A 21719-nucleotide genomic window follows, 5' to 3' on the forward strand; every position below is an offset into this window, starting at 1 on the left:
TCTACTCGCCTGCGGGAGCGACCGGGACAAGCGGATGCCGCAAGGAGGAGCTGTGAAGACCTCGCTCGAGGCGATCCAGCTGGTGCTCGCCCAGGGCGAGCTCACGACCGTCAACCTCCGTGACTGGATCACGAACAACATCGTGCCGCTGATCCTGCTCGCGATCGCCGTCATCCTGCTGTGGATCGGCGGCCGTGGCGACAACGCGGGCGTGGCCCGGCGCAGCATCGGGTTGCTGGTGGGGCTCGTCGCACTGGGCATCGCCGTGACCGGCAGCGGTCCGGCGGTCGGTCAGGCGCTGGCCAACCTGCTCGTCTCCACGGGCTGAGCCGGGGCTGATCCGTGCTCGTTCGTACCGACGACGAGGTCTACCGCGTCGATGCGGTCTGGCTCGGCCCGCCCCGGGCCACCTTCCCCTGGCGGGCCCGCTACGTCAGCTACGGCGTCGGGCTGCTCGTGATGATGCTGATCATGATGATCCAGCGGCGGCTCGGGATCGGCCTGGACTTCTTCTCGGTCGCGTGGGCGCTGGTCGGCACCGTCGCGATCACCCGGTTCCTCGGCCACAAGATCGACTACGAGCGCCCGCTCGGCCAGGTGCTCGCCCACTTCTGGGCCGAGGTGACCGGCCCGCGGGCGGACCCGCGGGCGAACGGCGGCTCGGTGCGGGCCCGGCACGTCCGGATCCAGACCTCGCGCAACCAGCCCGCGCTGCGCGCCGGAGCCACCGGGCGGCAGGGGAAGCGTCCGGGGACGCTGTCCGGCCGGGCCGCCCGGCCGTCGCTCGCCGGGGTCACGGTCCCGGCCCCGCGCCCCGGATCCGGGCAGTCCCCGGCAGCGCAGCGGCCGGCTGTGCAGGACCGGGCTGTGCAGGACCGGGCTGTGCAGGACCGGGCAGTGCAGGACCGGGCAGTGCACGACCCGGCGGTGCAGGACCGGGCTCCGGCCGGTCCCACGGTCGTCGACGGTGCCATCGGCGACCCGGCCGTCGTACCCGGCACCGGGGAGACCGGTCCCGCCGAACCGCAGCGCATCGTCCCGCCGCTCCCGGACCCGGTGAGCGCGCCGCAGCGGGGCCGCTTCCGCAAGGCACGCGGCCGGATCGGCAAGCGCGGCCGCGGCGCGGCCGCCCCGGCCCGCACCCGTCAGCCCGAGCCCTGGCGCAGGGGTGGCCACCGTGGCCGCACCTGAGCGGACCTCCCGCCGGGCGCGCAGGCGCGGCCGTGCCCGGGCCGGCGAGGGCGGTTCGTCCTACACGCCGTCGATAGCGCTGCGCTCGATCGACGGCCACCTCACCCGCACCGGCACCCAGGTGATGGCCTGGTACCGGCTCGCCGCGCAGGCCTGGAGCTTCCGCAGCGACGGCCAGCGCGAGGTGCTGATCCGGCAGATCGCCGCCCAGCTGGGCGAGCTGCAGGGCCGCTGGCTGCACCTGCGGGTGACCACCCGGCCCTATCCGGTGCACATGTGGGCCGAGTCGTTCGACCAGAACGCGCTGGGTCGGATGCCCGACGTCCCCGGTGCGCTCGGCTGGGACGGCTTCCTGGAGGGCGAGCAGCGCCACCTGATGGGGCTGTCGATGGCCGACAAGGAGGTCTTCCTCGGCATCGAGGTATCCGGCCGCGGGCTGCTCGACCGCTGGGTGGAGCGCGCCGCGCCCGTGCTGGACCGGATCGCGCCGTCCGCGGTCCGCGCCGAGCTGGCCGCGCTGGAGTCCGAGGTGAACCACCTCGACGTGCTGGTCGCCGGGTCCGGGCTGGACGCCGTCCCGGCCAGCGCCGAGGACATGGCGTGGCTGATGCACCGCTCGGTCGCGCTCGGGCTGCCCGCGCCGCGCGGGCTGTCGTCGGTCCCGCGCGGGGTCAGCACCTGGGAGGCCGAGGACCTGGCCGCCTTCACCGAGGGCGTCGACCTGCACCAGGAGCCGTACGCGCCGACCGTGCAGGTGGTCGGGCGGATGCGCTCGCAGACCGTCTCCCGCAACGTCGCGGTGCTCTCCCTGGGCCTGATGGAGGGCCTGCGCATCCCGGAGATCGACGACCCGTGGATGCAGCACTCGGACCGGCTGCCGTTCCCGGTGGAGTGGTCGGCCCGGATGTACATCCGCCGCCCCGAGGACGTCACCGGCGAGCTGCAGCGCCAGATGGGCAAGGTCCGCAGCCAGATCCGGCACTACACGCACGACCACGATCTCGATCCGCCGATGTCGCTGGCCCGCCAGGCCGACCGGGTGCTCGAGGTCGAGGACGAGCTCACCACCGGGCTCACCCAGCTCAACACCCGGCTCTACGGCTGGTGGCGGATCGCCGTCTCCGGCCGCGACGAGGCGGAGGCGACCACCCGCGCCCAGCAGGTCGTCGACCTGTACCGGCCGAAGGTGCAGATCGAACACCCCGAGGCGCAGTACCGCTACGCCCGCGAGTTCATCCCCGGCGAGCCGCTCGCCTCCACGGCCTACCGGCGCCGGGGCAGCGTCACCTGGGCGGCGGCCGGGGTGCCCGCGGCGACCGCGAGCGTCGGGGACCGGCGCGGCATCATGCTCGGCGAGACCTGCACCGCGACCCGCCGCCCGGTCGCCTGGGACCCGTGGCTCGCGCAGGAGGTCCGGCGGGCGTCCGGGCTGACCGCGATCGTCGGCGGGCTCGGGTCCGGCAAGTCCTTCCTCACCGGCCTGGTCGTCTACAAGACGCTGCGCGCCGGGGCCCGCTGGACGGTGCTGGACCCGTCCGGCCCGCTCGCCGAGCTGACCCGGCTGCCCGAGCTCGCACCGTTCTCCCGGCACATCAACCTGCTGCGCGCCGATCCGGGCATCCTCAACCCGTACCGGGTGGTCGCCGAGCCGCGGCCGGACCACTTCGCCGACGACGAGGACCCCGAGCGCGCCTGGAAACGGGAGCGCTCGCTGGCCGCGGCCACCCGGCGGCGGCTGGTGCTCGACGTGCTGTCCGGCCTGCTGCCCTACGAGGTGTCCCGGCAACCGCACACCCGGATCGTGCTGCTGCGCGCGGTCCGCGAGGTCGGCGGCGCACCGGACCGTCATCCCGGCATGGTGATCGACACCCTGCGCCGGCACGCCGCCGACGGCGAGGACCACGCGGGTGTCGTCGCCGACTTCCTGGACGAGCGCCGGGAGCTCCCGCAGGCCGCGCTGCTGTTCCCGGACGAGACCCGGGCCGATCCGTGGCACGCCGACCGCGACTACCGGCTCACCGTGCTGACCATGCAGGGCCTGTCGCTGCCCCGGCCCGGCAGCCCGCGCGAGGAGTGGACCGACAACGAGTCGCTCGGCGTCGAGCTGCTGAACCTGGCGTCCTGGCTGACCCAGCGCACGATCTACGACGCCGACCGGAACCTGCGCAAGGGCGTCGCGCTGGACGAGACGCACTTCCTGTCCCAGGTGCCCACCGGCAAGGTGCTGATCGACCGGCTGGCCCGCGACTCCCGCAAGTTCAACGTCCGCGCGCTGTTCGCCTCCCAGCTGGCGGGCGACCTGTTGCGGGTGTCCGGGTTCGCGTCGCTGGTGAACGCGGTGTTCGTCGGCCGCACGGACGACGAGGAGGCGCAGTCCGAGGCGCTGCGGCTGCTGCGGGTGCCCACCGACGTCGGCTACGAGGAGATGCTCGGGACGCTGTCCCCGCGCCCCCGGCACGACGACCGGCCGGACGACACCCCGCGCCAGTTCGTGTTCGCCGACGGGCACGGCGGCGTCGAGAAGATCCGGATCGACCTGGAGGCGCCGCACCTGGAGCACATCCGGGAGGCGCTGGACACCAACCCGGACGCCGCCCGCGTCCAGCCGCGCACGCCCGATCCCGGGCTGACCGCGCCGGACGAGCCGACCCCGCTGCCGCCCGCGCCGCGGCAGGCGCCGGCGTCCGCCGTCGTCCCGGACCTGGACGGCGACGACATCGATCTCAGGGACGCCGACCTGGGGGACGCCGACCTGCGTGTCGCCGACACCCGGATCGGCCCGGTCGGCGACGCCGATCCGGTGCTGGCCGGCGGCGTCCGGGCGGGTGCGGTGCAGGTGGTCTCGGCCGAAGTGCTGGACTCCGCCGAGCTGTTCGACGACGAGCAGCTCGACCTGCTCGACGAGCTGGACGACGAGTGGGTGGTCGACGAGCCCCGCAACGGGCACGATCCCCGGCCCGGCCCCGACGGTGACGGGCGGTGACGGGCGGGTCCGATCCGTCCGGAGGCGCCGGTCTCTGGGTGGTGCTGGGGGTGCTGCTGGCGGCCGTCGTGGTCTCGGTCGTGCGGGCCCGGCGCGCCCGGCGCCCGCGGCCCGCCGGACCGGCGCGCCCGCGCCGCCGGGCCGCGCTCGTGGTCGCCGCGCTGGTCGGCGGCACGCTGCTGGTCGGCACGCCGGCGATGGCCCAGGCCCTGGACTGCAAGACCCCGCCCGAGCCGGACCGCCCCGGCACCGGCCTGGTCGGCTCGCTGGACCGGCCGAGCGCGCTGCACGGCGAGGCCGGGTCGGTCTACGAGGAGGTCGGCTACGCCGGCCTGGTCTGGCACAACTACGACCTCGGCTGCGCCGCGTCCGGGGTGCTGAACCCGTCGGTCACCACCGACACCTGGCTCGGCAACCAGGCGTTCAACCTGGCCAAGCTCACCGTCGGCGGGGTCAACTGGGCGCACTACCTGATCGCCGACGGCGGCGCCCTGTTCGAGCCGATCGACAACGTCATCACCACGGCCACCCGCGCGATGTACGAGACGGTGTTCACCACCTGGGTCGGCCTCGCGCTGCTCGGGTTCGCGATCATCGTCCTGCTGCTGGCGATGCGCGGCGACCTCGCGAAGCAGGCCCAGCGCACCGGCATCGCGGTGCTCGCCCTGATGATCGGGTCGGCGGCGTACCTGGCGCCGGTGGACTGGTCACGGGCCGCCGACGATCTACTGCTCGACGGGGTCACCCAGATGCAGGAGGGCTTCCTCGGCCAGATCGGGCTCGGCACCCGGGACACGCTGCCGACCGTGCTGGTCGACCAGGTCGCCTACCAGAACTGGCTGCGCGGCACGTTCGGCGCACCGGACGTCCCGCAGGCCCAGGAGCTGGGCCGGGACCTGCTGCGGGCGCAGGCGTTCACCATCGACGAGATCGACCAGGGCCTGGACACCACCGAGACGGCCGAGCAGAAGAAGGCCGACTACGCCGCGATCGCCGACCGGATGGGCGACCGGTACAGCTACTTCACCGGGACGTCCGGGAGCCGGATCGGCGCCGGGACGCTCGCGCTGATCCAGGCCGCCTGCATCGCGCTGTTCCAGCTGCTGGCGAAGGTGCTGGTGCTGGTGGCGCTGCTGATCATCCGGCTGCTGGTGGTGTGCGCGCCCGCGGTCGCCGTCGTCGCGCTGCTGAAACCGGACGTCATCCCGGCGATCCTGCGGATCACCGGGGCGGCCGTGGTGAACACACTCGTCGTGGGGGCGCTGGCCGGGCTGCACGCGTTGCTGGTGGTGTCGCTGTTCGCGCCCGGCTCCGGCGTCGACCTGTGGCTCGCGCTGCTGGTCACCGGGGTCGTCACGCTCGTGCTGTGGGCGGTCGCGCGGCCGTTCCGGCGGCTGGTGTCAATGGTCTCGCTGACCAGGGAACAGTTCGGCGGGATCGTGCCGGGCGTCGCCGACGGGCCGATGTCGAAGGTGTGGAACCGGATGCGCGGCCCGATGCCCGGCGAGGAACGGCAGAGCCGCTGGTGGTCCGAGCGCGGGCCCGGCGGCGGCTCCGGCGACCCGGACGCCGTCCGGCCCGAGGCCGACACCGTGGCCGGACCCGGCGCCCGGACCCTGCGGCGCCGGACGTCCGGGGAGACCCCGCAGAACGCCCGGCTCGCCGAGCCGCGGCGGGCCGGTCTGCCGGTCGGGGCGTCCGGACGGCCGGACACCGGCTCCGGCGTGCCCGGCCGCACCGATCCCGGCGAGATCGACGACCGGTCCATCTACCGGCGCGCGGACCCGCTGCCGCGCCGGCCCGGCGACCCGACGCCGGTGACCCCGGAGCTGGTCGACGGCGTGCCCGTCTACAAGATCTACCGGCCGCGGGCCGCCCGGACCGCCGACGACGGTCGGAGTGACCGTGCCCGTTAGGTCCTCGCGCGGCCGGGCGGGCGCCTACCGTTCGGTGTGGCAGTGGCCGCTGCGCTCCCCGCTGCGGCTGGCCGTCACCGTCGTCGTGCTCGGCGCACTGGTGTTCGGGCTGGTGACGCTCGGCGGCCAGTTCGGCGGCGGCACCTCCGACGGCGGGCTGATCGCTGGCGGCGGGCAGCAGGGCTGGGACGACGGCCGCTCCGGCGTCTCGGCGACCCCGACCCCGACCATGCTCCCGCCGGTCGCCGAACTCACCCCCGAGGCGATCCCGCCGGAGCAGGCGTCGCCGCAGGCCCTGGAGGTCGCGCGGGTGTGGGCGTCGGCGTGGGTCAACCACCCGGACGGCACGACGGCCGAGCAGTGGCTGGCCGGCCTGCGCCCCTACACCACCGACGAGTTCCTCGGCGTGCTCGCCGGCGTGGACCCGGCGAACGTCCCGGCGTCCCGGGTCACCGGGCAGGCGACGCCGGTGCGGGCCGCGCCGCGCAGCGTCGAGGTGGAGGTACCGACCGACACGCTGCGCCTGACGATCCTGGTCGTGGACACCGACGCGGGCTGGAAGGTGTCCCGCTACGACCGGGTGTGAGCACCCCACTCACCCGGGCGCTGCGCCCGCTGCGGCTGCTGCTGCCGTTCGTCGCGATCGCGCTGGCCCTGCTGCTGTTCCTGACCGTCGGGTTCCTGGCGTTCAGCCCGAACGTGACCGGCCGCCAGTCCGCGGGCGCCGAGTGGTGCGACACCGGCATCTCCACGGCCACCGTCGGCCGCGGGGGCGGCGGCGCGACCGTCGAGACGCTCACCGACGAGCAGCGGGCCAACGCGACCGCGATCATCGCGGTCGCCAAGGAGATGGAGCTGCCGCCCCGGGCGTGGCTGGTCGCGCTGGCCACCGCGATGCAGGAGTCCACCCTGCGCAACATCGACTACGGGGACCGGGACTCGCTCGGGCTGTTCCAGCAGCGCCCGTCGATGGGCTGGGGCACCCCGGCGCAGGTCACCGACCCGGCGTACAGCAGCCGGATCTTCTACGAGCGGCTTGTGGAGGTGCCGGGCTGGGAGCGGATGCCGGTCACGGTGGCCGCCCAGACCGTGCAGCGCTCGGGATTCCCGGACGCCTACGCCAAGTGGGAGGGACTGGCCGCGTCGATCGTCTCCGAGATCGGCGACGTCGCCAACCCGGCCGGCTGCGAGCCCGGGCCGACCGGTGCGCTGCCGCCCGGTGCGGCCGGTGCGGCCATCGGGTTCGCGCTCGGCGAGGTCGGCAAGCCGTACGTGTGGGGCGCGACCGGGCCGGACGCCTACGACTGCTCGGGACTGCTGATGCGGGCCTACGAGGCGGCCGGGATGACGATCCCGCGGGTGTCGCGCGACCAGTACCGCTCCGGCGGGCACCTGCCGGTCCGTGAGATGCAGCCGGGCGACTTCCTGTTCTACGCGCACGACACCTCGGACCCGTCGACGATCTACCACGTCACGATGTACCTCGGCGACGACATGATGGTGGAGGCCCCGAACCGGGACCACCCGGTCCGTGTCCAGCCGGTCCCGTGGGACTTCGAGGACCTCGTCCCGCTGGCGACCCGGCCGGGGACGACGCCCAACCCGGCCTGACCGGCGCGGGCCCGGCCGGTCAGTGCGTGCCGCTGCGCAGCGACATCGCGGAGGCGGCAGCGACATCGCGGAGCGATGGCCTCGGCTTCCTCGATCTCCTCGTCGGTGAGCGTGCGGACCCGCTCGCGGGCCGCGATCGGGATCAGCGTCCGCCGGATCTCGTAGACCTCGTCGAGCTCGGCGAGGCTGACCTGGTGCATCGTCGCGGCGGTGCTGGGGCTGGGCGCCGGCCTCGTGGTCCCGCCGTACTGTCCGCGCCGCGCTGACCTCCTGCACGGTCGCACCGCTCGACGCGCTGGACGACGTCGGCCGGCTCGGTGAGGTGTCCACCGCTCCCGACCTTTCGGCCGACCTGCTGACCAGGGGCTGAGCACCGGCCGGCCGGGCCTATCCGGGTGGCGTCCGGGCCGTGAGGGCCGTCAGCTCCGCGACCAGGGTCGCGGCGTCGGCCGGGCCGGCCTGCACCGTCGCGCCGTCCGGCGGCGGTCCGCCGATCACCGCCGGGGTGGGCCGCCGCTGGTAGTAGCAGCCCTGCGCGGTGACGTGCACCAGCAGCACCGCGGGCGCCCGGCGCCCGCCGGGCCCGGACCGCCCGGCGCCGAGCTGGGCGAGGCCGCGCAGGTCGCCCATCCGCGCGACGAGCTCGGCCTCGGCGCCCGAGCAGCCGCGCCGTAGCAGCTCGGCCACCCAGCGGGTGCGGTCGCCCGCCGCGGCGGCGGCGCCGGCGAGCACCCGCGCCGGGATCCGCACGGTCGGGCCCGGTCCGCGGGCGAGCGGCCCGAGCAGCTCCACCAGGGCGGCGGCGGCCTGCTCGGGCGGCACCCGGAGTAGCGCGACGTCGTCACCGATCCGGGTGGCGAGCACGGCCCGCCCGGACCGGTACCCGACGAGCGCCTGCTGGGCGGTGGGCGGGGAGACGACGAGATCGTGCTGGAACTCAGGTGCGACGACGGTACGCAGGTCGTCGACCAGGGCGGATCGGAACCCGCCTGCGCCGAGCAGTCCGCGCGCGGCCAGCGACCGGGTCGCCGCCCGGACCACCCCGGCCCGCTCGACGTCGGTCGGGCCGGGGCTGAGCACGCCGAGCACCGCCGGGCCGCGGCCCAGGTCCAGCAGGTCGCGGGCGACGTCGAACTCGGCGGCGCCCAGCACGGTCGCCCGTCGCCAGTCGAGAAGCGGCCCCGGTGCGGCGGCACCCGGCGCGCGGCCGGTCACCGGTGGTCCTCGTCCGGGCCGAGGACGGCGTCGGTGGCCGTCACGTCGATGTCGAAGACCTCGTCGGTGGGGACGACGTAGCGGTTGCGGTGGTCCTGCCCGCCGCCGGTCCCGGCGCCGGCGCCGGACATCGGGCCGTACCCGCCGGGGAAGCCGGAACCGCGGGCCTCCGCGGGCCGGCCCGTGTACGTCGTGGGATCGGCCGGGCCGGGCCGGGCGCCCGGCGGGCCCCATCCGCCGCCGCGCCCCGGTTCCGGGTGCGGTTCGGGCGCTCCCGCACCGCGCCCGGGGCCGGGGACCAGCTGCTGTTGCCGGGCCCGTTCGGCGAAGTCGCGGGCGAGCTGGTCGCCGGTGCGCAGGCCACCCGGGCCGGGCAGCGGGCCCCCCGGGCCGGGTAGCGGGCCGAACGGCGCCGCCGGCCGCTCGGGCGTCCACGGCCGTTCCGGTCCCGGGGGTGTGCTGGGGCCCGGCAGCCGCTCGGGGGGACCGGCCACGACCTCGGCCTGGCTCACGGTGTCCGGCCGGTGCGTGTCGGGCGGCTCCGGTACCTCCGGTCCGGGCGGGCCGGTCTGCCCCCCGGAGCCCCCGCCGCCCGGGACGTGCGGCCCGCCGGGACCACCGATTTCCGGGATGTCCGGACCGCCGGTGCCCGGTGGCGCGAGCGGCCCCGGGGCGGGACCGCCGGGACCGGTGATCGGCGTGGGCACCGTGCGGGTGTCCGGGCCCGCCACCGGCCCGCCACCGGCACCCCCGCCGCCCTGCTGGCCGGTCCCGGGCGGCCCGCCGGCCGGCGGTGGGGCGGCGCCGGCGAAGTCGTCGTCGGTCGCGGAGGTCTCGGCGGCGTAGCGGTCCAGCGCCCGGTTGGCGATCTCGTCGTTCGCCAGGTTGCGCTCGGCGATCGTGACGTGGTCCGCGCCCCGTCCCCACAGCGAGTGCCACGCCTCCGACGTGTTGTCGACCGCGCGCTGGAACCAGCTGTGGTCGGCCGGGTCCACGTAGGTGATCTGCTTGCGCATCGTCTCGAACGAGTGTCCGTGGTCGACGAGCCGCTCGGCGCCGTTGCCGGTGACGGCGGCGGTGTCCGCCATCCCCGAGGAGGTGGCGGCGAGCGAGTTCCGGGCCGCGTCGGAGGCCGTGCCCAGCCAGGCGACCTCGAGCTCGGTGCCCTCACGCTCGGTCGTCTGCTGTGCCTCCTGGAAGGCGGTCGTCAGGTTCGTGAGGCCGGCGGAGGTCTGGGTGGCGGCGGCGAGGCCGGGCTGTCCGTCGATCCAGCCGAACTTGGTGGCCATGTCGAACGCCGCGAAGTTGTAGCAGCGGATCACGGCGAGCCGCCCGTGCCCGACGGGCCGGGCCGCGCGGCCGCCAGGGATTCCGCGATCGCGGAATCGGTGTAGCCGTACTGCCGGGCCGCCTCGGTCAGCCGGTGCACGGCCTCGTTGATCTTGTTCAGATGGTCCGTGTGTGCTTGCAGGATGTGTCTGATCTTCCGGTCGAACGACGCTGCCGCGTCGAGCGACACCAGGTCCTGACCACACGGCGTGACCCTGCACTCGAGGGTCGCCCGGTGCAGGATCCGCTGCATCTGCTCGGCCTGCAATTGCAGCCGGTTCCGCACTCCGAGCACGTTCGAGCCGTCGATCTGGAGCATCAGCGGGTCGGATGCGGCTCCCCGCGGTGCCCGGGCGTCGATGTTCATCGACGGGACGCTATGGCTCGCGGCGCCGTCCGGCAGGCGATCCTCCATCCTCGTTTGCAGAGGCGAACAGGAGTCAGCCCTGGGCGGTTCGAGCACCCTCGAGGATCTCGGCGGTGAGGGTGGCTGCGTCGTCGCAGACGAAGCCGATGGGGCGTGGGGCTCCGTCGACGTCGAGCACCGACTGGGCGACGACGCGCATGCTCTGTCCGGAGTGCACGTCGACGATCAGTGCGCACATCGGGGCGGAGTCGGTGAACTCCGTCTGTCGTACGGCCCCGTAGCCGGCGATCGTCTCGACCACCCGCCCCTGACCGAGTGCGCGGTCCGCCTCCATGCCGATGAGCTGGACGCTGTAGCTCCGGCCGTTGTCGAAGTTGTTCCAGGAACAGCTGCGGGCGGCCAGGCCCTCGACGATCTGCTCATCGGCTTCCCCCTGTCCGACACCGCGCACCTGCCGGCCCGGGGCGCCGAGCAGCATGCACGGATCGAGCCGGGACACGTCGATGTCCCGGGGGCGGTCGGGGAAGGGGCCCGCAGACTCGTCGGCGGAACAACCGGCGACGGCGGTGGCGATGCCGAGGAGCACCAGCAGGACGGTCGTGCCGCGCCAACCTGATCGGCCCACGTCGTCCTCCGTTGCGCGATGGAAGATCCACAGGATAGCCCGCGGCCCACCACCCGCACGCCCGAACGCGCGAAAAGTTGAGCCGAGTTGGAACAACTCTGCGGGGGCGTCCGTTGACCAGCGTGAGAGCAAGTTGAGCAGGGCCCACTCAAGGGCGATGCGCACCGTGCTCCCCGGCCTGGTACAACTTGAGCCGGACGCACTCATACTCGTACTACACGGAGGCAGTCACCATGGCTCGTACGGTCGGTATCGACCTCGGGACCACCAACTCCGTCGTCGCCGTCCTCGAGGGTGGCGAGCCGACGGTGATCGCGAACTCGGAGGGTGCCCGCACCACTCCGTCGGTCGTCGCGTTCGCCCGCAACGGTGAGGTTCTCACCGGTCAGTCCGCGAAGAACCAGGCCGTCACGAACTCCGACCGCACCTTCCGCTCGGTCAAGCGCCACATCGGCACCGACTGGAAGACGCCGGACATTGACGGCAAGACCTACGCGGCGCAGGAGATCAGCGCCCGCGTCCTGCAGAAGCTCAAGCGGGACGCCGAGGCCTACCTGGGCGACGAGGTGACCGACGCGGTCATCACGGTCCCCGCGTACTTCGAGGACGCGCAGCGGCAGGCGACCAAGGAGGCCGGCCAGATCGCCGGTCTGAACGTGCTCCGGATCGTCAACGAGCCGACCGCGGCCGCGCTGGCCTATGGGCTGGACAAGGGCGAGAAGGAGCAGACCATCCTGGTCTTCGATCTGGGTGGCGGCACGTTCGACGTGTCCCTGCTGGAGATCGCCGAGGGCGTCGTCGAGGTCAAGGCGACCAACGGCGACAACCACCTCGGTGGCGACGACTGGGACGAGCGGATCGTCACCTGGCTCGTCGACAAGTTCAAGAGCTCGCAGGGCATCGACCTGACCAAGGACAAGATGGCGATGCAGCGGCTGCGTGAGGCTGCGGAGAAGGCGAAGATCGAGCTGTCCAGCTCGTCCTCGACCAGCATCAACCTGCCCTACATCACGGTCGACTCGGACAAGAACCCGCTGTTCCTGGACGAGACGCTGTCCCGCGCGGAGTTCCAGCGGATCACCCAGGACCTGCTCGACCGCACCCGCCAGCCGTTCAACCAGGTCATCAAGGACGCCGGCATCTCGGTCAGCGCGATCGACCACGTCGTGCTCGTCGGTGGCTCCACCCGGATGCCCGCCGTCACCGAGCTCGTCAAGGAGCTGACCGGCGGCAAGGAGCCCAACAAGGGCGTCAACCCGGACGAGGTCGTCGCCGCAGGCGCCGCCCTGCAGGCCGGTGTGCTCCGCGGTGAGGTCAAGGACGTCCTGCTCCTCGACGTCACGCCGCTGTCCCTCGGCATCGAGACCAAGGGCGGCGTCATGACCAAGCTGATCGAGAAGAACACCACGATCCCCACGAAGCGCTCGGAGATCTTTTCCACCGCGGACGACAACCAGCCGTCGGTGCAGATCCAGGTCTTCCAGGGCGAGCGTGAGATCGCCGCGTACAACAAGAAGCTCGGCATGTTCGAGCTGACCGGCATCGCGCCGGCCCCGCGCGGCGTCCCGCAGATCGAGGTGTCCTTCGACATCGACGCCAACGGCATCGTCAACGTGTCCGCCAAGGACATGGGCACCGGCAAGAGCCAGGAGATGACGATCACCGGCGGTTCGGCGCTGTCCAAGGACGACATCGACCGCATGGTGGCCGAGGCCGAGGCGCACGCCGAGGAGGACGCCAAGCGTCGCGAGGAGGCGGAGACCCGCAACCAGGCGGAGACCCTCGTCTACCAGACGGAGAAGTTCCTCAAGGAGAACGACGAGAAGCTCCCGTCCGACGTCAAGGACTCGGTGAACGCCACGCTGGGCGAGGCCCAGGAGGCGCTCAAGGGCACCGACCACGAGGCCGTCAAGACGTCCATGGAGAAGCTGGCCACCGAGTCCCAGAAGATGGGGTCGGCCCTGTACTCCCAGCCCGGCGCCGAGGGCGCCGCGGGCGCGGCCGGAGCCGGTGCCGCCGGTGCCGACGCCGGTGCGACCGGGGAGCAGCCGGACGACGTCGTCGACGCCGAGATCGTGGACGACGACAAGGACAAGGGCGACAAGTGACGGCGCACGGCCATCCAGGAGACGGGACGGTCGACATGGCAGACGGTGACGAGCAGGACAGGCAGCAGGAGCCGGTGACCTTCCGGGACCGCCGCAAGGTGGATCCGGAGACCGGTGAGGTCCGCAGCAACGACGAGACCGGGGCCGCCCACGCGGCGGCCCCGGCCCCGGACGGCACGGACCCGGTCGCGGGTCCGGCCGACGGGGTCGATCCCGAGGTGGAGAAGCTGACCGCGGAGGTCGCCGAGCGCACGGCGGACCTGCAGCGGGTCTCCGCCGAGTATGCGAACTACCGGCGACGGGCGGACCGGGACCGGGAGCAGACCCAGCTCTCGGCGAAGGTCTCGTTCGTCAGCGACCTGCTCACCGTGCTCGACGACTTCGAGCGCGCGGAGCAGCACGGTGACCTGACCGGGCCGTTCAAGTCGGCGGCCGACAAGGTCACCGGCGTGGTCACCAAGCTGGGCCTGGAGTCCTTCGGGGCCGAGGGCGAGCTGTTCGATCCGCAGCTGCACGAGGCCGTCCAGCACGAGCCGGCCGAGGGCTCCGGCCCGACGGTCACCGTGCTGTCGACGGTGCTGCGCCGCGGCTACCGGATCGCCGACCGGATCCTCCGGCCGGCGATGGTGACCGTGCAGGACCGGCCGGAGGCCGAGGTCGCACCGGACCCGGCGGGATCCGGGGATCCGGAGCCCGCCGCCGGCGACACAGGCCGGCCCGGCGGGGACGACCGGGCCTGACCGGTGTGAACAGGGACGTTGCCGCGCGGTGCGGCGGGATGCGGGGACGCACCCGCCGCACCGCGGGCGTGAACGGGAAGGAGGCGGAGTGACCCAGCGCGACTGGATCGAGAAGGACTACTACCGCGAGCTGGGCGTCTCCTCGACGGCGTCCCAGGACGAGATCAAGAAGGCGTACCGCAAGCTCGCCCGCGAGCTGCACCCGGACGCGAACCCGGGCGACGAGAAGGCCGAGGCCCGCTTCAAGGCGGTGTCCGAGGCCTACGGCGTGCTCGGTGACGAGGCCAAGCGCAAGGAGTACGACGAGACCCGCGCCATGTTCGCCGGTGGCGGCGGCTTCGGCGGTTTCGGCGCCGGCGGCGGTTTCCCCGGTGGCGCCGGCGGCCGTCCCGGCGCGGGCGGCGGCGCGGGCGGCTTCGACATCAACGACTTGTTCGGTCAGAGCGCGGGCGGATCCGGCGACTTCAGCGACATCCTCGGCGACATCTTCGGCCGCGCGGCCCGCAACAACAGCGGTGGCGGCGGTGGCGGTTTCGGCCCGACCGGCGCCCGCCGCGGGCAGGACGTCGAGAGCAGCCTGACGATCTCGTTCGATGACGCGGTGCGTGGCGCCACCGTCCCGATCACGCTGTCCTCGCCCGGGCGCTGTGAGCGGTGCGGCGGCACCGGGTCCCGGCCCGGGAGCGCCCCGCGGACCTGCCCCACCTGTGCCGGTGCCGGGCTGGTCAGCCGCAGCCAGGGCGCGTTCTCGTTCTCCGAGCCGTGCCGCGACTGCCGCGGGACCGGCCGGATCATCGACGACCCCTGCCCCGAGTGCCACGGCGACGGCGTCTCGACCCGGACCCGGTCGCTGACCGTCCGGGTGCCGGCCGGTGTGGACAACGGGCAGAAGGTCCGGCTCGCCGGTCAGGGCGAGCCCGGCCGCGGCGGGGCACCCGCCGGGGACCTGTACGTCACCATCTCCGTCACGCCGCACCGGCTGTTCGGCCGCTCGAAGAAGAACCCGGACGACCTCACCCTCACCGTCCCGGTGACCTTCCCCGAGCTCGCGCTGGGTGCCACGCTGACGGTGCCCACCCTCGACGGCACCGTCTCGCTGAAGATCCCGGCCGGGACCGCCAGCGGGCGCACGTTCCGGGTCGCCGGTCGCGGGGTGGAGCGCAAGAACGGCAAGAAGGGCAACCTGCTGGTCACCGTCGAGGTCGCGGTGCCGCAGAAGCTGGACGAGTCGGCGACCGCGGCGCTGCAGGCCTACGCCGAGGCGACGAAGTCGTACGACCCACGGGCCGATCTGCTCGGTAACGCCAGGAGGTGAGTGCGGTGGCCGGATCCGGACGACCCCCGGGTGGCTCCCGGCGGCCGGACGACCCGGACGAGGAGGCGGTGGGCGTCGCCCACGACAGCCCGGTCTTCGTCATCTCGGTGGCGGCCCAGCTGTCCGGGCTGCACGCCCAGACGCTGCGCAGCTACGACCGGCTCGGGCTGGTCAGCCCGGGCCGGGCGGCCGGCGGCGGGCGCCGGTACTCCCAGCGCGACATCGCCCTGCTCCGCGAGGTGCAGCGGCTCTCCCAGGACGAGGGCGTCAACCTCGCCGGGGTGAAGCGGATCATCGAGCTGGAGCAGCTGGTCGACGAGCTGCGGGCCCGGCTGGAGGAGACGACCGCCGAGCTGGACGCCGTCCGGGCCGCGGCCGCGCACGCCACCGCCGCGGTGCACCGCTCCTACCGTCGCGACCTGGTCCCGGTGGACCGGCGGCAGGCCGTCGTCCGCTGGCGGCCGGCCCCACCGGACTGAGCGCGCCGGGCCGGGCACGCCGGGTTGGTCAGGCGGCGGCCAGCGCGCCCCGGCGCGCCAGCAGGCCGAGCACCAGCGCCCCCGCCAGCGGGACCGCCGCCAGCACCAGGAACGGCAGCGCGGGCGGGAACGCCGGATCGAGCAGCGCCCCGACGGTGGTCGACCCGATGAGCACCATCAGCCCGCCGAACGAGGCGAGCACCCCGAAGTGCGCCCCCAGCCGCCGCTCCCCGGCGAGCCGGGGCACCAGGTCCTGCGCGACCGGCACCGCGAACATCTCGCCGAAGGTCAGCAGCAGCACCATCGTGACGGCCGGTGCGAGCACCCACCATCCCGGCAGGTCAGGCAGCAGCCGGGCGACCGCGACCACCAGGAACGACGCGGCCATCAGGCAGAAGCCCAGGACCACCGCCCGGCCGGCGCCGAGCCGGCGCGACCAGCCCGTCACCCGCAGCTGCAGCGTGATGACCAGCACCGACATCATCACGAACAGGAAGCCGAGCGCCGCGGTCCGGTCGACCCGCTCCAGCTCGGCGGGCAGCGCCAGGTAGAGCTGGTTGTAGGTGAGCAGCCAGCCCGAGTAGCCGGCGGCGAAGACCATGAACCTGCGGTTGCCGAGCACCTCGCCCCAGCCCGCGAGGATCGGGGAACCGGCCCGCTCCGCGGTCCGCCACGGCAGCCAGCGCCAGTGCGCGAGCCCGACCAGGACGAACCCGAACGCCGCGACCAGGCAGGCGGTGCGGAAGTCGACCAGCAGCAGTGCGGTACCGACCAGCGGCCCGGTGACCGTCCCGACCTGGCCCGCGACGGCGAACATCCCGAACACCTCGGTCCGTGGCGGCCCCTCCCCGGCCCGCTCGCGCTCGCCCGCCTCGCGCGCCAGCGACGACTCCACCGCGGGGGAGAACAGCGCCGCGGCGAACCCGGTCAGCAGCGCCCCGCCGATCACCGCGGGCAGCGTCCCGGCGGCGCCGAGGAGGATGAAACCGATCACACGCAGCACGCAGCCGACGAGCACGACGGGCTTCGCGCCGAACCGGTCGGTGAGCGCGCCGCCGACGACGAACAGCCCCTGCTGGCTGAACGTGCGCAGGCCCAGCACCAGCCCGACCGCCGCCGCGGCCAGCCCGAGATCCTCCGCCAGGTGCGTCGCCAGGTACGGCAGGACCATGTAGAAGCCGACGTTGAAAGCCAATTGAGTGGAGATCAGCAGCTTCATGACGGGCGGGAGCGCGCCGAACCGGGCCCAGCGGCCGGCGCGCGGCGGCGCCGGCGGGCGCGGGTCCGACTCGGGATCCGCCGGACGGCGGAGCAGGCTGCGGAGCACGGACAAGTGGTATCAGGTCGGCTCTTGCAGCAGCGACTCGATGGCAGTAGGTAGATATGCGCATGCCAGCACTTGCTTGACCATCTGCTCACCCTTTCCGAGGATCTTCCGGGCGCCGGGTGACACCTGATCCGTGGCGCCGGAGAGGACCCATCGCATGCCCGCCGTTCCGGTCGCCGTCGCACGACGCCGTCGTTCCCCACTCCGTGTCGCCGCGGCACTCGCCGCGAGTGCCGCGATACTCACCGCCTGTGGTGGCCCGGGCGGCGGAACGGGTGAGATCGTCCCGGACGGCGAGCTGACGCTCGCGATGGCGTTCGGCCCGGGGGCCGGTTACGCGGTGGACACCGACGACGCGTTCGTCCTGTCCCAGCTGGGTGTGACGGAGTCGCTGGTCGCCTCCGGCGCGGACGGCGAGGCGCGCCCCGCGCTGGCGACCGGCTGGGAGCAGCAGGCCGACGATCCCCGGACCTGGCGCTTCGAGCTGCGTCCGGACGTCACCTTCCAGAACGGCGAGCCGCTCACCGGCGAGGCCGTCGCCACCGCGCTCAACTGGACCGCGGGCGTCGAGGCGCCGCCGCGCGCGCTGCGCGGCATCGGCCTGGCGGCGGCCGCGGACGGGGCCGACGCCGTCCGGATCACCACCACCGCGCCGGACCCGATCCTGCCGCTGCGCCTGAGCAGCGCGAACGCCGCGATCCTCGCGCCGTCGGCGTTCGGTGCGACACCGCCGGCGGTGCAGGGCACCGGCACCGGCCCGATGACGATCACCCAGGTGAACGGCACCCAGTCGGTCACCCTGGAGCGCAACGACACCTACTGGGGCGAGCGGCCGCAGCTCGCCGCGATCACCGCGAACTTCGTGCCCGACCCGTCGGCCCGCGCGCTCGCGCTGCGCGCCGGGGACGCCGACATCGCCCAGGAGCTGCCCGAGGCGGCGGCCCTGGAGTTCACCGGCGACGAGTACACCAACGAGACCGTCGCCGCCCCGCGGACGGCGTCGCTGCTGCTCAACCAGTCGCGGGCGCCGTTCGACGACATCCGGGTCCGGCAGGCCGTCACCGCCGCCGTCGACCGGACCGCGCTCGGCGAGCAGGCGCTCGCCGGGTCCGCGGTGCCCGCCTCGGAGCTGTTCGGCCCGGCCGTCAGCTGGGGATCGCAGGACCCGCCGCCGCCCGCCGACCCGGTCCGCGCCCGGCAGCTGCTCGCCGAGGCCGGATTCGGCCCGGACAACCCGCTGCGGGTGGAGCTGGGCACCTACAGCACCCGCGCCGAGCTGCCGACCCTGGCGACCGCGGTGCAGGAGATGCTGCGGGCGGCCGGGATCGAGGCGAACATCCAGGTCGGCGACTACGACGCCCGGGAGCCGGCGCTGCTCGGCGGCGACTACGACATGTACCTGCTCTCGCGCAGCTACCTGATCGACGTCCCGGACGCCGGCGCCACCCTGACCTCGGACTACAGCTGCGACGGCTCGTACAACATCAACCGGAACTGCTCGCCGGAGTTCGACGCGCTCATCGCGCCGCTCGCGACCGAGACCGACCCGCAGGCCCGGCAGGAGATCTTCGCCCGGGCCGCGGAGCAGCTGAACACCGACGCGGTCGGCGTGCCGCTGGTGCACACCCGCGCCAACGGCGTCGGGAACCGGGTCGCCGGCTACACCGTCGACCCGCTGGCGAAGACCCTGGTCGTGCCGGGGCTGGCCAGGACCGGATGACCCGGGCGTGACCGCCCTGCTGGTCCGGCGGCTGCTGGCGCTGCCGCTCGTGTTCGTCGCGGCGGCGGTGCTGGTGTTCCTGCTGCCCCGGTTCTCCGGCCAGGACACCGCGCTGGCCGTGCTGCGCAGCCGCACCGGGGAGGCCGAGCCGGATCCGGTCGTGCTGGCGGCGCTGCGCGAGCAGTACGGCCTCGACGGGAGCTGGCTCGACCAGTTCCTCGCCTGGTCCGGTGCACTGCTCACCGGCGACCTCGGCATCTCCTACGTGACCCGGACCCCGGTGTCCGGCCTGCTGTGGCCCGCGCTGGGGGTCTCGCTCGTGCTGACCGTCGCGGCGATCGTCGTCGCCGGCCTGGTCGGGATCCCGGCCGGGGTGCGCGCCGCCCGGCGCCCCGGCGGCCGGCTCGACCGCGCGCTCACCACCGGATCGGTGCTGGGCGTCGCGGTGCCCGAGTTCGTGCTGGGGACGGTGCTGGTGCTGACGTTCGCGGTGACCCTCCCGCTGCTCCCGGCGACCGGCTGGGGCACGCCCGCGCAGGCCGTGCTGCCGGTGCTCACCCTCGCCGCGTTCCCGGCCGCGCTGGCCGCCCAGCTGGTGCGCGCCGAGACGGTCGACGCGCTCGCCCGGCCGCACGTGACCGTCGCCCGCTCGAAGGGACTGTCCGACCGGATCGTGCTCTGGCGGCACGGCGGCCGGCTCGCGCTGACCTCGGTCGCCTCGATGTCCGGGCTGTTCCTGGGCGGGCTGCTCGGCGGCTCGGTCGTCGTGGAGGTGCTGTTCGCCGTCCCCGGGCTCGGGAGGCTGCTCTACGACGCGGTCCTGGGTCAGGACCTCCCGGTCGTCCAGGCCGGGCTGCTCGCGGTCGTCATGGTCGCGGCGCTCGCCGGGATCCTCGCCGAGCTGCTCGCCCTGTCGCTCGATCCGGTGGCCCGGAGCGCGGTCCGATGAGCCCGGTCCGATGAGCGCGGTCCGATGAGCGCGGAGGCGATGGCCGGACGCGGGTACGTGACGGAGGGATGGGGCGATCGGGTGCGGCGGCCACTGCAGATCGGCGCGGTCGTGCTGCTCGGCGCGCTGGTGCTGCTCGCCCTGCTGCCGCTCGACCCGACCGCCAACGACCTGGGCGCCCGGTTCGCGGGCCCCTCGCCGGAGCATCCGCTCGGCACCGACCAGCTCGGCCGGGACATGCTCGCCCGGCTGGCGGTCGGCGCCCGGATCTCGGTCGGCTTCACGCTCGTCGCGCTCGCGCTGTGCGCGCTGATCGGCACCCTGCTCGGCGTGCTCGCCGGGTGGGCGGGCCGGGCCGCCGGGCAGCTGTTCCAGCGCACGATCGACGTCCTGGTGGCCGTCCCCGCGGTGCTCATCGGGCTGGTGGTGGTGGCCGCGTCGGGCGGGGCGCCGGGCCTGTGGACGCTGCTGATCGCGATCGTCGTCGCCGGATGGACGCCGTTCGCCCGGCTCACCTACCAGCTCGTCGTGCGCGAACGGAACCGCGAGTACGTCGAGGGTGCGGTGGCGATCGGGGCCGGCCCGGCCCGGATCGCGTTCCGGCACGTGCTGCCCAACCTGACCCGGCCGCTGCTGTCGCACCTGTGCCTGCGGTTCGCGAACATCCTGCTGACGGTCGCCGGGCTGTCGTTCCTCGGCCTCGGCCCGCAGCCGCCGACCCCGGAGTGGGGCGCGATGCTCGCCGAGGGCAGGCAGTTCCTGTTCAACGCGCCGCAGCTGGTGCTGCTGCCCGCGGCCGCCGTGGTGGGCACGGCGTTGCTGGTGACGGCGCTGGGCCGGGCCCTGGAGCGCCGCTGGACCGGTCCGTCCGGCCAGTACTGAGAACGGATCGTTCCTGCCAGACTGGTGCGACAGCACCTGAACGGCACGAACGGAGGCCCACCGTGGCGCAGACCGGTACCGACGGGAGGCGCCGGGGCGAGTCCCGGCCCGAGCTGAAGGACCTGGTGGACGGCACCGGCGTCGTGCCCCGTGCGGCCGCCCTCGCCGGTGCCCGCGCGGTGCTCGAGGCGGACGGCGTGGTGCGGGTACCGGGCGCCGGGCAGGACCCGGAGGCCCTGGTCGTCGCGGCGGCCACGGTGCTCGGCGGTCGGCTGCGGGAGCTGTTCGGGATCCGGCCGCAGGGCGGCACCGACTCGCCCGTGCTCGGCCTGCACAACGACGGTGCGTACCTCGAGGGCGACGTGCACGGCCGCACCGTGCGGCTGCGCGACCCGGACGAGGACGTCCTGCTGATGCACTGTTCGTCCCCGGCGCCGGCCGGTGGCGACTCGGTGCTGGTCGACGGGTACGCCCTGGTCGACCGGCTGGCCACCGACCATCCCGGCCTGCACCGCTTCCTGACCGGGCACGATGTCGACTTCTTCGGCAGCCGGGTGAACCCGCCGCGGGGTGTCCCGGCCGTCCCGCTGCTGCGCCGGATGGTCGAGCACACCCGCGGCGGCCGGCGTGCCGTGCGGGCCAGCGACTACGCGCTTCCGGTTCCGCGGGAGCCGGAGTGGGACGCGCACCTGGCGCGGATCGAGGAGTACGCCGATCTGCTGGCGACCGCGTTCGAGGCCGCCCCGCGGTTCCGGCTGGAGGCCGGTGACCTGCTGATCCTGGACAACTACCGGTTCCTGCACGGCCGGGACGCCTTCACCGGCTCGCGCATCCTGCACGTGCTGTCGGTCCGGACGACCGAGGCGTTCTAGCTGTGATGCCCAGCCAGGTTGGTCAACCTGGTGATGGGCGCGGCCTTCCCGATTGCTGAGTGGGGCCGGTGGTGGTTGTACTCGTGGAGC

19 protein-coding genes are annotated in these 21719 nt (G+C 74.1%); 14 read left to right on the top strand and 5 right to left on the bottom strand.

Features of this window, described 5'->3' with window-relative positions:
• Positions 1–52: 52 nt before the first annotated feature.
• From ABZ881_RS20110 to ABZ881_RS20135, 6 genes are read left to right on the top strand one after another with little or no spacing between them, the layout of a single operon-like run.
• Positions 53–328: a hypothetical protein gene (locus tag ABZ881_RS20110; protein WP_344025102.1), complete on the top strand. Its 276-nt coding sequence runs from the start codon at positions 53–55 to the stop codon at positions 326–328.
• A 14-nt stretch (positions 329–342) separates the two neighbouring features.
• Positions 343–1191: a hypothetical protein gene (locus ABZ881_RS20115; protein ID WP_358486587.1), complete on the top strand. Its 849-nt coding sequence runs from the start codon at positions 343–345 to the stop codon at positions 1189–1191.
• The gene (locus ABZ881_RS20120; RefSeq protein WP_358486589.1) at positions 1178–4174 is read left to right on the top strand and encodes an ATP-binding protein; all 2997 of its coding nucleotides are present in this window, start codon (positions 1178–1180) and stop codon (positions 4172–4174) included. The genes ABZ881_RS20115 and ABZ881_RS20120 overlap by 14 nt, the downstream gene beginning before the upstream one ends.
• Positions 4171–6090, top strand: coding sequence for a hypothetical protein (locus ABZ881_RS20125; protein ID WP_358486590.1), 1920 nt, complete (start codon positions 4171–4173; stop codon positions 6088–6090). The genes ABZ881_RS20120 and ABZ881_RS20125 overlap by 4 nt, the downstream gene beginning before the upstream one ends.
• Positions 6080–6676 carry a hypothetical protein gene (locus ABZ881_RS20130; protein WP_358486592.1) on the top strand — a complete coding sequence of 199 codons (597 nt, stop codon included), beginning with the start codon at positions 6080–6082 and terminating at the stop codon, positions 6674–6676. Before ABZ881_RS20125 ends, ABZ881_RS20130 begins: the two co-directional genes overlap by 11 nt.
• Positions 6673–7701 carry a C40 family peptidase gene (locus ABZ881_RS20135; protein WP_358486594.1) on the top strand — a complete coding sequence of 343 codons (1029 nt, stop codon included), beginning with the start codon at positions 6673–6675 and terminating at the stop codon, positions 7699–7701. Before ABZ881_RS20130 ends, ABZ881_RS20135 begins: the two co-directional genes overlap by 4 nt.
• A gap of 387 nt (positions 7702–8088) precedes the next feature.
• Here the strand turns inward: ABZ881_RS20135 and ABZ881_RS20140 are convergent, their stop codons facing one another.
• The 4 genes from ABZ881_RS20140 to ABZ881_RS20155 all read right to left on the bottom strand — a co-directional run bounded on the left by ABZ881_RS20140 (position 8089) and on the right by ABZ881_RS20155 (position 11402).
• Entirely contained in the window at positions 8089–8916 is an 828-nt protein-coding gene (locus ABZ881_RS20140; RefSeq protein ID WP_358486596.1) for an ESX secretion-associated protein EspG, read from the bottom strand.
• Positions 8913–10238 carry a hypothetical protein gene (locus ABZ881_RS20145; protein ID WP_358486598.1) on the bottom strand — a complete coding sequence of 442 codons (1326 nt, stop codon included), beginning with the start codon at positions 10236–10238 and terminating at the stop codon, positions 8913–8915. The genes ABZ881_RS20140 and ABZ881_RS20145 overlap by 4 nt, the downstream gene beginning before the upstream one ends.
• Complete coding sequence (locus ABZ881_RS20150; protein ID WP_358486599.1) at positions 10235–10612, bottom strand: hypothetical protein; 378 nt, start codon at positions 10610–10612, stop codon at positions 10235–10237. The genes ABZ881_RS20145 and ABZ881_RS20150 overlap by 4 nt, the downstream gene beginning before the upstream one ends.
• 73 nt (positions 10613–10685) lie before the next feature.
• Positions 10686–11402: a DUF3558 family protein gene (locus ABZ881_RS20155; protein WP_358486601.1), complete on the bottom strand. Its 717-nt coding sequence runs from the start codon at positions 11400–11402 to the stop codon at positions 10686–10688.
• Between the two features lie 68 nt (positions 11403–11470).
• Between ABZ881_RS20155 and dnaK the strand changes: the two genes are divergently transcribed.
• The 4 genes from dnaK (at position 11471) to ABZ881_RS20175 (ending at position 15879) form a co-directional block, all read left to right on the top strand.
• On the top strand, positions 11471–13345 hold the full coding sequence (gene dnaK, locus ABZ881_RS20160; RefSeq protein WP_358486602.1) for a molecular chaperone DnaK: 1875 nt from the start codon (positions 11471–11473) through the stop codon (positions 13343–13345).
• Positions 13342–14085 (top strand): nucleotide exchange factor GrpE, encoded by a 744-nt coding sequence (gene grpE, locus ABZ881_RS20165; RefSeq protein ID WP_358486604.1) that lies wholly within the window; start codon positions 13342–13344, stop codon positions 14083–14085. The genes dnaK and grpE overlap by 4 nt, the downstream gene beginning before the upstream one ends.
• A gap of 88 nt (positions 14086–14173) precedes the next feature.
• Positions 14174–15400: a molecular chaperone DnaJ gene (dnaJ, locus tag ABZ881_RS20170; RefSeq protein WP_358486606.1), complete on the top strand. Its 1227-nt coding sequence runs from the start codon at positions 14174–14176 to the stop codon at positions 15398–15400.
• Positions 15401–15468: 68 nt separating this feature from the next.
• Complete coding sequence (locus tag ABZ881_RS20175) at positions 15469–15879, top strand: helix-turn-helix transcriptional regulator (RefSeq protein WP_344025188.1); 411 nt, start codon at positions 15469–15471, stop codon at positions 15877–15879.
• Between the two features lie 28 nt (positions 15880–15907).
• On the opposite strand, the gene ABZ881_RS20180 is transcribed toward ABZ881_RS20175, so the two are convergent.
• A complete protein-coding gene (locus ABZ881_RS20180; RefSeq protein WP_358486608.1) occupies positions 15908–17206 on the bottom strand; it encodes an MFS transporter in 1299 nt (432 codons plus the stop codon).
• A gap of 157 nt (positions 17207–17363) precedes the next feature.
• Between ABZ881_RS20180 and ABZ881_RS20185 the strand changes: the two genes are divergently transcribed.
• From ABZ881_RS20185 to ABZ881_RS20200, 4 genes are all read left to right on the top strand, one after another.
• Positions 17364–18926 carry an ABC transporter substrate-binding protein gene (locus tag ABZ881_RS20185; protein WP_358486609.1) on the top strand — a complete coding sequence of 521 codons (1563 nt, stop codon included), beginning with the start codon at positions 17364–17366 and terminating at the stop codon, positions 18924–18926.
• Between the two features lie 7 nt (positions 18927–18933).
• Complete coding sequence (locus ABZ881_RS20190) at positions 18934–19875, top strand: ABC transporter permease (protein WP_344025154.1); 942 nt, start codon at positions 18934–18936, stop codon at positions 19873–19875.
• A 24-nt stretch (positions 19876–19899) separates the two neighbouring features.
• Positions 19900–20757: an ABC transporter permease gene (locus ABZ881_RS20195; RefSeq protein WP_344025156.1), complete on the top strand. Its 858-nt coding sequence runs from the start codon at positions 19900–19902 to the stop codon at positions 20755–20757.
• 62 nt (positions 20758–20819) lie between these two features.
• The gene (locus ABZ881_RS20200) at positions 20820–21629 is read left to right on the top strand and encodes a TauD/TfdA family dioxygenase (protein ID WP_358486612.1); all 810 of its coding nucleotides are present in this window, start codon (positions 20820–20822) and stop codon (positions 21627–21629) included.
• Positions 21630–21719: the final 90 nt, after the last annotated feature.

The organism is Pseudonocardia sp. NPDC046786 (assembly GCF_040645415.1).
Taxonomy (GTDB): Bacteria; Actinomycetota; Actinomycetes; order Mycobacteriales; family Pseudonocardiaceae; genus Pseudonocardia; species Pseudonocardia kongjuensis.